Origin of the sequence: uncultured Winogradskyella sp. (assembly GCF_947501905.1) — a bacterium.
Taxonomy (GTDB): Bacteria; Bacteroidota; Bacteroidia; order Flavobacteriales; family Flavobacteriaceae; genus Winogradskyella.
Genome location: NZ_CANMXL010000001.1, coordinates 141,507 through 153,740 on the forward strand (window position 1 = coordinate 141,507; position 12,234 = coordinate 153,740).

General features: G+C 30.8%; 12 protein-coding genes. 4 read left to right on the forward strand and 8 right to left on the reverse strand.

Going from position 1 to position 12,234, the window contains the following annotated elements; all coding sequences use genetic code 11:
* The first annotated feature begins 252 nt into the window (after window positions 1–252).
* Genes Q0770_RS00675 through Q0770_RS00685 form a run of 3 tightly spaced genes read left to right on the forward strand, consistent with a single transcriptional unit; the run spans window position 253 to window position 2,798 of the window.
* Entirely contained in the window at window positions 253–936 is a 684-nt protein-coding gene (locus Q0770_RS00675; protein ID WP_299112975.1) for a cell division ATP-binding protein FtsE, read from the forward strand.
* A gap of 12 nt (window positions 937–948) precedes the next feature.
* Window positions 949–1,839 carry a glycosyltransferase family A protein gene (locus Q0770_RS00680; RefSeq protein ID WP_299112982.1) on the forward strand — a complete coding sequence of 297 codons (891 nt, stop codon included), beginning with the start codon at window positions 949–951 and terminating at the stop codon, window positions 1,837–1,839.
* A 2-nt stretch (window positions 1,840–1,841) separates the two neighbouring features.
* Complete coding sequence (locus Q0770_RS00685; protein WP_299112985.1) at window positions 1,842–2,798, forward strand: glycosyltransferase family 2 protein; 957 nt, start codon at window positions 1,842–1,844, stop codon at window positions 2,796–2,798.
* Here Q0770_RS00685 and Q0770_RS00690 read toward each other — a convergent pair.
* From Q0770_RS00690 to typA, 6 genes are all read right to left on the reverse strand, one after another.
* Window positions 2,795–3,892: a glycosyltransferase gene (locus Q0770_RS00690; RefSeq protein ID WP_299112987.1), complete on the reverse strand. Its 1,098-nt coding sequence runs from the start codon at window positions 3,890–3,892 to the stop codon at window positions 2,795–2,797. The two genes, Q0770_RS00685 and Q0770_RS00690, sit on opposite strands and share 4 nt — an antisense overlap.
* Window positions 3,889–5,463, reverse strand: a complete 1,575-nt coding sequence (locus tag Q0770_RS00695; RefSeq protein WP_299112989.1) for a phosphoethanolamine transferase — start codon at window positions 5,461–5,463, stop codon at window positions 3,889–3,891. The genes Q0770_RS00690 and Q0770_RS00695 overlap by 4 nt, the downstream gene beginning before the upstream one ends.
* Window position 5,464: 1 nt before the next feature.
* The gene (locus tag Q0770_RS00700; protein WP_299112991.1) at window positions 5,465–6,751 is read right to left on the reverse strand and encodes an O-antigen translocase; all 1,287 of its coding nucleotides are present in this window, start codon (window positions 6,749–6,751) and stop codon (window positions 5,465–5,467) included.
* A 63-nt stretch (window positions 6,752–6,814) separates the two neighbouring features.
* Complete coding sequence (locus Q0770_RS00705; RefSeq protein ID WP_299112993.1) at window positions 6,815–8,113, reverse strand: O-antigen translocase; 1,299 nt, start codon at window positions 8,111–8,113, stop codon at window positions 6,815–6,817.
* 85 nt (window positions 8,114–8,198) lie between these two features.
* Entirely contained in the window at window positions 8,199–8,441 is a 243-nt protein-coding gene (locus tag Q0770_RS00710; RefSeq protein WP_299112995.1) for a uroporphyrinogen decarboxylase, read from the reverse strand.
* Between the two features lie 78 nt (window positions 8,442–8,519).
* Window positions 8,520–10,319 (reverse strand): translational GTPase TypA, encoded by a 1,800-nt coding sequence (gene typA, locus Q0770_RS00715; RefSeq protein WP_299112996.1) that lies wholly within the window; start codon window positions 10,317–10,319, stop codon window positions 8,520–8,522.
* Window positions 10,320–10,495: 176 nt separating this feature from the next.
* Between typA and kdsA the strand changes: the two genes are divergently transcribed.
* Complete coding sequence (gene kdsA / locus Q0770_RS00720) at window positions 10,496–11,314, forward strand: 3-deoxy-8-phosphooctulonate synthase (RefSeq protein ID WP_299112998.1); 819 nt, start codon at window positions 10,496–10,498, stop codon at window positions 11,312–11,314.
* On the opposite strand, the gene Q0770_RS00725 is transcribed toward kdsA, so the two are convergent.
* Window positions 11,301–11,687 (reverse strand): DUF1801 domain-containing protein, encoded by a 387-nt coding sequence (locus Q0770_RS00725; protein ID WP_299113000.1) that lies wholly within the window; start codon window positions 11,685–11,687, stop codon window positions 11,301–11,303. The two genes, kdsA and Q0770_RS00725, sit on opposite strands and share 14 nt — an antisense overlap.
* Window positions 11,688–11,690: 3 nt before the next feature.
* Window positions 11,691–12,047 (reverse strand): hypothetical protein, encoded by a 357-nt coding sequence (locus tag Q0770_RS00730; protein WP_299113002.1) that lies wholly within the window; start codon window positions 12,045–12,047, stop codon window positions 11,691–11,693.
* Window positions 12,048–12,234 lie beyond the last annotated feature (187 nt).

Below are 12,234 nucleotides of genomic sequence, written 5' to 3' on the forward strand. Positions count from 1 at the left end.
TTTTTGATTTGCGATTATGATGATTGGTATCAATTCAAAATTAAATTAATACCCTAATACTAACGCAGAAAATTACTGTTAATTATAAACCAAGTTATCAAACATGGATAGCAACAGCATCTGTTTTCTACTATTGTACGATTATACAATAATTGTTTACCTGCCAATTATTATGCCATTATTAAAATCTGTAAATTGAATTTTTTGCAATACATTTATAGCCATTAACGTTTACTACACCAAAATAAGCATATGTCAGAAACAGTTTTACAACTTAAAAACGCCAACATATATCAAGCAGAAAACCTAGTACTTAGCGATGTTAATGTAGAATTGCAAAAAGGTGATTTTGTGTACCTCATTGGCAAAACTGGAAGTGGTAAAAGTAGTTTTATGAAAACGCTTTACGGTGACTTAGAGCTAACCGAAGGTGAAGGTCATATCGTAGATTTTAATCTACTTGGTTTAAAAGAAAAAGATATACCGTTTTTAAGACGGAAATTAGGAATAGTATTTCAAGATTTTAAATTATTACCGGACCGAACCATAAACGGCAACCTAGAGTTTGTATTAAAAGCTACAGGTTGGAAGGACAAAACTGAAATTAACGAACGTCTTACTAAAGTATTAGATAAAGTTGGCATGGGGAATAAAGGTTTTAAATTCCCACATGAACTTTCTGGTGGCGAGCAGCAACGTGTTGCCATTGCACGCGCTCTACTTAACGAACCAGAGCTGATTTTAGCCGACGAACCAACGGGAAATCTAGACCCACAAACAAGTATTGAAGTCATGGAAGTCTTGCAAGACATTAATAAAAATGGCAATACCATTTTGATGGCTACTCATGATTATGCTTTACTATTAAAATACCCAAGCAAAACTTTTAAGTGTGATGAAAACAAGGTGTTTGAGGTGGTGCAACGGAAAAGCTAATTATATCTCTAAATGCTTTCTATACTCATACCAACATATAACTACAAAATTTCTAAGCTTGTAGAAGAAATTTATAAGCAACTCAGTAAAACAGGTATTGCATTTGAAATTTTATGTAATGAAGATGCTTCCACTAAGCATGTTGAAGACAACAAATTAAATCTAAGCAAATTAAGCAACACTTTTTTGTTTATTTCTGAGATAAACAAAGGTCGTACAGCAACGAGACAATTTCTTTGTGATAAGGCTAAACACGATTGGCTTTTATTTTTAGACGCAGATGTAATGCCAAAAAACAATGCATTTATTAAAAATTACATCTCACAAATAGATTCTGGATATGATGCTATTTTTGGTGGATTTGCATACGATACTTCCATGAAAATTGACACAGGCATTTTACGATGGAAATATGGAAAAATCTATGAAGAAGTTGATGCTAAAAAGCGAAACCTGAAGCCTTACGGGCTTATCATTTCTGCGAATTTCTTAATTAAAAAATCAGTTTTTTCTAAAATCAATTCTAGATTAGATCGAAGTAGTTATGGCCTTGACAATTATTTCTCTGCTTTATTAAGAGGTGAAAAAGTTAAAGTACTTCACATAAATAATGAAGCTTTTCACTATGGTTTAGAAAACAATGCTAAATACATAGAAAAAGCCGAAGAAGCTATCGGTACTCTTTTATGGATGAGAGATAAAAAGAAGATTACAACTCACAATAATAAGCTACTAAAGGTGTATAGCTTATTAAAAAAACTAAGGCTTAATTACGTTACCTCACTACTTTATAAGATATTGAATAAACCTATTCGTAAAAACTTATTGAGTAAAAATCCTAATGTACGTTTACTTCAGATATATAAATTATTATACATTAGCCAGAAAGATTTGAGCAAATAGATATGCCAAGCACACCATTTTTTTCGGTAGTAATTCCGCTTTATAATAAAGAGCTCTATATAGAAGAGACGCTTAAATCTGTACTCAATCAAACCTTTGATAATTTCGAAATCATCATTATTAATGACGGCTCAACAGATAAAAGTCTCGAAAACGCAAAGCATGTTTTAAAATCTTCTTCAAACTATTTAATTCGCAGCCAAGAAAACAAAGGACTTTCAGCTTCAAGAAACGTAGGTATTTCTTTATCAAAAGGAAAAATTATTGCATTGTTAGACGCTGACGATATCTGGCATGAAAATTTTCTAGAATCAATTTACAGTCTTTATTCAACTTTTCCTGAAGCTTCGGTTTATGGCACAGATTATCAAGAAAAGTATAGTGACACAAATATTCTTGAGACTAAAAAAAATCTAGACCATAATCTAAAAAACAACGCTTTTTTAATTGAAGATTTCTTTTTAACAAATAAGTTTCAATCTATAGTGTGCCAAAGCAGCATTGCTTTTAAAAAAGAGATGCTATCCGGAATTTTATTTGATGAAACTATCGATTATGCAGAAGATGTGGACTTTTACTTAAAATGTTTTATAAATAAAAAATTAGCATATAACTATACAGTTCTCACCACAATTTTGAGCAATATACCTAATCAGATAACTAGACAAGGAATTAAAAACAAAACCATTCCAAATTTAGACATGCATGAGAGTAATAACCCAAACAATCGTTCTTTAAAAGAGTATTTAGACTCTAAAAGATATGCTTATGCGATTGAATACAAGTTGGCTAAAGACAGATTGAACTTCGACCATCTTATCAAGTCTATAGATTTTGGAAACCTTAATTTGAAACAAAAAGTATTATTAAAAAGCCCTTTATTCTTTTTGAAATTTTTAAAAAGTATTAAAAAAATATTCTTGAAGTATAATGTTAGAATTACCTCATTTAGCAATTAGAATCTACTTTCCATAAGTTCAGTAATATATTTATCCCATTTTACAGACGTTTGATTCATAGAGAAAGATTGTATACTATCTAAAGCATTAGCTTTACAAATTTCATATAAAGTATTGTCAGTATACATTTCATTTATAGCGTTAGTTAGTGCTTCGAAGTTTTGATTTTCTACTAACAACCCGTTTTTTCTATCTATGATTATTTCATTAGGTCCAGACTTGCAGTCAAAAGAGATTATAGGTGTTTCGCAAGCCAAAGACTCTATCAAAACTCTAGGAAAACCCTCACCTAAACTAGACATAATCAAAAATTTTGCACCTGCTAAATAAGGAAAAGGATTATTTTGAAAAGGTAATAAATGTACTTTATCTTGGAGATTCAATCTTTTAATTTTTGTCAATAATGCTTTTCTCTCTGGACCACTACCAACTATGTACAGTTTAATATTTTGTAATGGTAATACAGAAATTTTATAAGCTTCTAAAAGTTTGTCAAATTGCTTAATAACATTTAGTCTTCCAAGAGCAATTACATAATCATCAGTAATTGTATTCTCTTGTTGTGCTTTATTCTTGATATAACTTATGTCTACAGGACTGTAAATTGAACTAACGTTAGAGAAAGAGAACTTTTTTTCTATTTCTTTTTGAATAGTTTTAGAGACTGTGTTAATTGATAAATACCCTTTGTATAAATACTTTGAGAGCAATATTGGATTTGGAAAGTACCATTTTAGATTAAAATGCCTAACCATATTTATCATGTTAGTTCTGAATACTATTTTATTTAAAATCAACTCTCTAAGAGGAAAGTTTTTCATTCTAAAATCTAAAACAATATCAAATTGGTGCTCCTTAATTTCTCTATATAATTGCTTATATCTGTAATATTTGTTTAATGATGATGTAGATCCATTTTTATATGCACCCAAGTTTATGAGTTCGCCTTTATATGGATAAGCTATATCATCAAAAAGAGTGATTAAGGCAACATTATGTCCTAATTCTGATAATATTATAGATAATAAACCTGCAGAACGTTCAGCTCCACCTCCATTTAACCTCTCAATCAGTATACAAATTTTGTATGTCATTTGTTTTCTATTGACTTAAACTCATCAAAATCTATATTTTCTTGAATTATGCGTTTACGGGCTTTAAAATTATCACTAAATATACTTCTACTCTTGCTAAGAGAGTCACTTTCAATTCCTATTAAATGCGCAAAACTATGAGGAAAATCATCTAACATATATGGGCGTGATTCATCAACAACAAAACCTTCAGGTCTCTCAAATGTAGGTGACATATACACAAAAAACGGAACCTCATACATCGAAGATGTTGGTTTGTCTTCAAAATGTCCAAAATAGTTTGCAACATCATATACTTCTTCTCCATGATCAGAAAAATATAATACTGCACTTTTTTGATTTATATTTTTTACAGAGTCAATTATCTCACTAAGAATAAAGTCAGTGTATAAAATTGAATTGTCATAAGTATCTATAATCTCATCTTTTTTATTCTCTTCTGCAGAAGAAAATTTGATAAAACTATCAGGATACCTCTTATTGTAGGCATAATGGCTTCCTACTAAATGAACAAAGATTACTTTTTTCCCTTTTTCAGAGAGTTTATTCTTGATTTTTGGTAATAAAACCTCGTCATGTAATGTGTTTTTTCGAAAATCATTATAATTTAAAAACAGTGTTTCATCCGAAGAAGAAGCTAACCTAGACACCAAATTATCATGAACACCAACTGCTCTATGGTTTGACAGCCAAACAACTCTAAAACCAGCACTTTTAACGTAATTTATTAATGTATTTGCAGCATTAGGGGTTTCGTAATTTGACAGGGTAAAAATATCTTTAATAGAACCCGTTGTATAGGCATGAGAACTAATTACGTTATTATAAACAACTAATGAATCTGATAATGCTTTTAAGTTTGGATTTGTATTACGACTATAGCCATAAATCTCCATATGCTTTCTACTCGCTGATTCTCCGATAACAACAACTACAACATCATTATCTGTAACTAGTTCTGTTTTGAGATTATTTTTGGAATTTATTGAAGCATTTATAGACTCTATCTGCTCATTATATTGCACATAAGACTTTATAGTGATGTATGACAAATTATAAACTATAAGACCACTAAATTTTAATATTGCTAATATTATAATAATGGCTATAAAATTTGGTCTTAATTTTTTTGATATGCTATTTACTTTCTTGAAAATTTTCCCTTTAAAGAATGGAAATAAGGGCACAAAAAACAGAAGCAACCAGAATAAATTTTTATTGTAATAGACAATACTAAACTCCCTTACTTCATTATAGTTAGTATTTAATATGACATATATATATGAAGCGTTAAATCTTGTTTGAAACAACAAATACAAACCCGTTTCAATTATCAACATCAAATAAAATGCACCTATAATAAAATTAGCTAATGTTTTTCCATATTTAAAATATGAAAGCAGGTTAACCATTATTAAAACAACAACTGCAAATAAGATATTTTCGGCTAAGTTTAAGAATGTAGAGAATTCTATCTCATGTATTATTATCTCTAGCATAAGTGATAATAATACTGGGTAGAGTAATATCGCAACACTTGGTTTTAAATAAATATTAAAATATTCTCTCACACTAATTTATTTTGTTTCTCTTGTAATAATTGTAAATAAAAATAATGACTATTGGCAAATAAACCATATAACTAAAAGCATAAGCCTTTACAACACCAACTAAGCCATATATATCAATAAAAAAGTAGCTCAAACAAAAATACAACAGACTCAAAAGACCATTAGAAAACAAATATGCTTTAAAAAGAAGTTTAGCATGAAATTGTTTTACTAGAACAATAGCTATAACATTAATAAAATCTCCAATAAGTCTCCAAAAAAACAATTCTGAAGTTGGAATAAACTCTTCACTTAAAAGAATATTTAATAACAAATAGCGCAGAAAATAAATAAGTGCAAATACAATTATTAATACAGGTATTATTAATACATAAAAACTTTTTATTTCTTTTTTAAAAACTTCAAAGCTATTTGTTTTTGATAATCGAGGTAATAGATAAAAAGAGGTTAAGCTAATGAAAAACATTAGATAAAATGAAGATATCCTATTCATAGCTTCCCAATAGCCGGCTTCTTCTACACTCAAACTCTCTATAATAAGATTTCGTATTAATAAAAAGGTTATTGACACTATGACTGTAGAATATGCAGCCATTAAAAAATAAATGCTAATATTTTTAAGTGCTTTAATTGAAAATAATTCAAACTTAAAAGCATAAAAAAGTATAAGTCGTTTTTCGCCTAGTGCAAAAAAATTAATGATAAAAACTATTATCGGTCCAAGAATAATGCCTACTAAAGCACCTTGCAAACCAAATTTGATGGCAAAAATTATGGTAACAAGCATATTACCTATACTCAAAATAGAATTTACAATAACTAATTTTTTATAGCACTCCAATCCATTAAGTACATATATTACAAGTAAATTATAGGAGAAAAAAGGTAAGCCTATTGCTAAAGTTTTAATGACATATGCATATGCTTCAGATTTAAACAAAACAGCACTCCAAGCTGAAGAAAATACCCAAAGAATTATACCAATTAAAAAAGCCAACCCAAGGCTTAGTTGAAATATAGTGGCAACAGTCTTTTTTTGCTTAAGTTCATTGTCTCTATATTCAGACACATAACGAATTGTAGCATTATGATAACCTTCTGCAGTAAAGCTTGAAGCCGTTTGTGTAAAGCTTCTAAGATTACCAAGAAGAGCTAGCCCGCTTGGTCCAAGAAATAATGCAATTATTTTTGAAGTGACTATACCAGAAATAGCTCTTACAAGTACTATTATGGCATTATAATAAGAAGCCTTTATAAGAAGATTGGAATTAAAAATCCTAAATTTCATTTACAAATTTCTAATAATTATTAAGGTACAATATTATCAATCATTAAAAACTTAATAGCTAATTTATACTGTATCATCTTGTATAATACCAAAAAGCGAACTACTAAATATTAAAATCACTATTCCAAAGTGTAAAAGATGCGTAAAGAAATGTCCCATTACCGCTCCTTCTAAGCCAAAAACATCAATTAGATAAACACTTGAAAAGTAAAGCGTAACAAAAAGGAATATCTCTAATATGATAAAGTGACTAAACATCTTTTTTGCTAAAAACTGGTAGGCAATAACCATAGCCAAAACTCTTATAAAATCACCTAAAATTTGCCATAAAAACAAATCTCCAGTTGGTAAGAATTCATCAGAAAAAATTAAAGTTACTACAAGCTTTCTAGTAAAATACATGACTATTAAAAGACCTGCAAAATAAGGCATCAAGTTTTTGTAAAAGCTAATGACTTCTTTTCTAAAGTCTTTTTTCGTATTAATTTTTGTTAATTTTGGGACTAAATATAATGCTATCAAAGAGTTTACAAACATAAGATAGTAATCAGAAATCCTATTCATGGCTTCCCAATAACCAGCTTCTTTTAGCCCTATTTCTCCTATAATATAATTACGGATTAAAATCATAACAATTGGCAATGCCACTGCACTAGATAGCGCCATTACAGAATAAGGACTAAGTTTAGAAAGTATTTTAGAAGACACATTCGTGATCTTTATAAAAGGAACCAAACTGGTTCTAAACAAGATACCAACCAAAGTAATTAAGAAGACCAATCCTGGTGTTATAGCAATAGCTACTAAAGCACCATCTATTCGATCTTGCCAGATTAACAATAAAGTTATCAGAAGCCCTGCTACCTGTCCTATAATGTTTATAATCAGTAAAAACTTATACTTAGAATAGCCATTCATTATAGCAAAGCAAAACGCATTTAAGGTATAAAATGGTAATACTATAGCTAGTATCTCAATGACGTAAACATAATCAGAAGAACCAAAAAGAAATGCATTGATATACTCCGCAAAATAATAACAACCAAACGCAGATAGCATTGTGCTTAAAAATCCTATATAGAAGGACGTCGAAAGCACTTCACTTAGCTTTTCACTTTTCTCTTTAAACTCAGCTATATATTTGACAACTCCTTTATAAAACCCTAATGCTGAGAAAGACTGAATAGCTTTTAAAAAACTTGAAATATTACCTACTAATGCTAAGCCTTCAGCTCCAATAAAAATGGCTATAAACTTTGAAGTAAATAAACCTGCAATAATTCTAATTCCTAATGTAAATGAATTGAGATTGGCTACGTTAAATAAAACGTTAGTGTTGATGTACTTATTAAATTTCTTCAACTAAGAGTTAACTTATAGTGGTTTAATAGCAAATCTAATTGTTTAAGGCTTTAACTTCAAACTTAACTCGATAAAATTTAACAAGTTACTGTTTAGTAGACTTTATTAAATAAAAGACATTAACAGCTAAAATTGCTGCATTAGCTATTATAATTGGTAAACCTATACGAAGTGTTGGCATTAAAAATCCGTAAAGAATAAAAAGTATACAACCTGACATATTAACTAACCTCAGCTTTTTTACATCTTTCATTGTAAAAGACAGGAGTACCATAAATGATGCTAAGTAGCCTATATACTCCGTTCCGGTTATTCCAAATAATTCCATTAAAAATTTAGTTTACATTAAAAAGAGAAACACTTTTCAATATTTCTCTTTTTCAAAATTTATAATTTTAGAAATCGTCTAGTGTATCTTGTTACGCTTACGATCTACATCTTTTAAGAATATCTTACGAAGTCTTAAGTGGCTTGGTGTAACCTCAACATACTCATCTTTCTGGATATATTCTAAAGCTTCTTCTAAAGAAAACTTAATTGCAGGTACAATCTTAGCCTTATCATCTGCTCCAGAAGAACGCACATTACTCAATTTCTTAGTTTTTGTGACATTAACCGTCATATCATCACCTCGAGAATTCTCTCCAATAACTTGACCTTCATAGATATCTTCTCCTGGATCTACAAAAAACTTACCTCTGTCTTGTAATTTATCAATAGAATATGGAATCGCTTGTCCGTTTTCCATAGATACTAAACTTCCGTTTTGTCTTTCTGGAATCCCTCCTTTTAATGGCTGATACTCTTTAAAACGGTGGGCCATAATAGCTTCACCTGCAGTAGCTGTTAACAATTGATTACGCAAACCAATAATACCACGAGATGGTACGATGAACTCGCAAACCATACGGTCTCCTTTAGCTTCCATACTTGTCATTTCACCTTTACGCATTGTTACCATCTCAATAGCCTTACCAGATACATGTTCTGGTAAATCAATAGTCATTTCTTCAAAAGGCTCACATTTAACTCCATCAATTTCCTTGATGATTACTTGTGGCTGACCAATTTGAAGTTCATAGCCTTCACGACGCATCGTCTCAATTAATACTGACAAGTGCAATACACCACGACCAAACACCATAAATTTATCTGCACTATCAGTTTCTTCAACACGTAATGCTAAATTTTTCTCAAGCTCTTTTGTTAAACGGTCTTTGATATGACGAGACGTTACAAACTTTCCGTCTTTTCCAAAGAAAGGTGAATCGTTAATTGTAAACAACATACTCATCGTAGGTTCATCAATAGCTATTGTTTTAAGTCCTTCTGGGTTTTCAAAATCAGCTACTGTATCACCAATTTCGAAACCTTCCAATCCAACAATAGCACAAATATCTCCTGCAACTACCTCATCTACTTTTTTACGCCCAAGTCCTTCAAACGTATGTAGTTCTTTAATCTTATTCTTTACAATAGAGCCATCTCTCTTCACTAAAGAAATTTGCTGATTCACTTTTAAGTTTCCTCTTGTCAATCTTCCTATAGCAATTCGTCCTGTAAAAGAAGAAAAGTCTAAAGATGTAATTAACATTTGTGTACTACCTTCTTCAATTTTTGGCTCAGGAATATGCTCAATAACCATATCTAACAATGGCTCAATATTTTCAGTTTCGTTCTGCCAATCATCACTCATCCAGTTGTTCTTTGCAGAACCATACACTGTAGGAAAATCTAATTGCCATTCTTCTGCACCAAGCTCGAACATTAAATCAAACACTTTCTCGTGTACTTCATCTGGTGTGCAATTTTCTTTATCTACTTTGTTTACCACTACACAAGGCTTCAACCCTAAATCAATTGCTTTTTGTAATACAAAACGTGTTTGTGGCATTGGCCCTTCAAAAGCATCTACTAAAAGCAACACGCCATCAGCCATGTTTAATACACGTTCTACCTCTCCACCAAAATCGGCGTGACCAGGTGTATCAATGATATTAATCTTAGTGTCTTTATAAATTACTGAAACGTTTTTAGAGGTAATTGTAATTCCTCTTTCACGTTCTAAGTCGTTATTATCTAAAATTAAATCGCCTGTATTTTCGTTTTCACGAAATAACTGGCAGTGATACATAATCTTATCTACCAAGGTTGTTTTACCGTGGTCAACGTGCGCAATAATTGCAATATTTTTAATAGTCGCCATAATAGGTGCTGATTTTAAGCGTGCAAAGATACGCTTTATTATTGGATATATCCGTCAGCAAATTGTTACGCTGTTTCTTTTCTATTTTTATGAAGTAAAACAGCTCGTTATTGGTATCTTATTAACCCAAAACTTATGGTATATTTGCAGCGTATACTTAAAAACGTTTCCAAAGAATGGCACTTCAAAATATCCCTAATATTAAACATGTAGATTCTAATAATTTCTTTTTGCTTTGCGGACCTTGTGCTATTGAAGGTGAAGATATGGCATTACGTATTGCGGAAAAAGTAATTTCAATTACTGATAAACTTGAAATTCCATACATATTTAAAGGCAGTTTTAAAAAGGCGAATAGAAGTCGTATTGACAGTTTTACAGGTATTGGAAACGAAAAAGCACTTAAAATATTAAGAAAAGTCTCTGAAACTTTTAATGTGCCAACAGTAACTGATATACATGAGGCATCAGATGCCGCTATGGCTGCAGAGTATGTAGATGTATTACAAATACCTGCGTTCCTAGTAAGGCAAACAGATTTAGTGGTTGCAGCAGCAGAAACAGGCAAAGTGGTAAATCTTAAAAAAGGACAATTTATGAGTCCTGAAGCTATGAAGCATGCAGTACAAAAGGTTAAAGATGCAGGCAATGAAAATGCATGGATTACGGACCGCGGGACCATGTTTGGTTATCAAGATATGATTGTAGATTTTAGAGGCATACCAACTATGCGTGAATACGCGCCAACGGTTTTAGACGTTACGCATTCACTCCAACAGCCTAACCAAAGTATTGGTGTTACTGGTGGCCGACCAGATATGATTGAGACTATTGCTCGCGCTGGTGTTGTTAATAATGTAGATGGATTATTTATTGAAACTCATTTTGACCCTGCAAATGCCAAAAGTGATGGTGCTAATATGCTACACCTTGATAATCTTGAAGGCTTATTGACAAACTTAACGGCAATAAGAAAACTTGTTACTTCTTTTTAGTTCTTGATTTTCTTATGGCTATATAAGGACTTGTATTGATTCTTAACTGTTCTTGTAGCACGTACACTATTACATCATCATTAATATCTTCAACAGATTTGTATCGAAGAGATGCCACTGATTTTCGATTAGAGATAACAAAGTGTTCTTGATATTTGCCTATTTGTTCACGGTGCCAAAAGGCAAAATCCACATAATCTTTAGATTGATTTAAATAACAAATAGGTATTCCATTTGTATAAAAAACAGGAATACGCCATTTGTAAAGCATTTCTACACCTGGCACAACAGCTTCAATTATAGTTTGCAATTGCAATAAAATAGACTTGAAGGGTTCTTGCTGCTTGAGTATATAGTTCTCTGCAGGATTCAATATCTATATAAAAATATTCCAGATGCCAATAGCTAATATAGCAATACCTATAATAGCTTTAAACGGACTTAATTTGTCTGATAATTTCTGAAGTGATTCTTTAAAAGCCGGTGCTTTTCCAATAACATGAGTTAACAATAAGAAACCACCCAAAAGGCTAACAATATTAAATAATGGATTATGCATTAAACGTATCAAACTCAAAACTACTAATGCACCTCCAATTATAGTTTGAAATGGCGCTAAATACCCTGCTATTTTATTGAAAAAATTACGGTCTCCATCCCATTTATCTAAAGTTGCCAAGCCTAAAAGTAATCCACCTGCAATATTTGCTATAGTTAATAATGTAACAATCATAATTTATTGTTTTATAGTTAGTAGATAAATTTAGTTAAAATCTTGGAAAGTTTATATCTATTAATTCAGAAAATACAAATCTACTATAGATCTCAATAAACCACATATAAAATGGTATGATTTTTGATGGTATACATCAAGCTAACATATTGATTTTAAACGTCATAAAACCAACTTTTTGAAGTTA

Bases quoted from the DNA above. Each gene is read 5' to 3' on its own strand.
- Q0770_RS00675 (WP_299112975.1), top strand. From the start codon at position 253: ATGTCAGAAACAGTTTTACAACTTAAAAACGCCAACATATATCAAGCA.
- Q0770_RS00680 (WP_299112982.1), top strand. From the start codon at position 949: ATGCTTTCTATACTCATACCAACATATAACTACAAAATTTCTAAGCTT.
- Q0770_RS00685 (WP_299112985.1), top strand. From the start codon at position 1,842: ATGCCAAGCACACCATTTTTTTCGGTAGTAATTCCGCTTTATAATAAA.
- Q0770_RS00690 (WP_299112987.1), bottom strand. From the start codon at position 3,892: ATGACATACAAAATTTGTATACTGATTGAGAGGTTAAATGGAGGTGGA.
- Q0770_RS00700 (WP_299112991.1), bottom strand. From the start codon at position 6,751: ATGAAATTTAGGATTTTTAATTCCAATCTTCTTATAAAGGCTTCTTAT.
- Q0770_RS00710 (WP_299112995.1), bottom strand. From the start codon at position 8,441: ATGGAATTATTTGGAATAACCGGAACGGAGTATATAGGCTACTTAGCA.
- typA (WP_299112996.1), bottom strand. From the start codon at position 10,319: ATGGCGACTATTAAAAATATTGCAATTATTGCGCACGTTGACCACGGT.
- kdsA (WP_299112998.1), top strand. From the start codon at position 10,496: ATGGCACTTCAAAATATCCCTAATATTAAACATGTAGATTCTAATAAT.
- Q0770_RS00730 (WP_299113002.1), bottom strand. From the start codon at position 12,047: ATGATTGTTACATTATTAACTATAGCAAATATTGCAGGTGGATTACTT.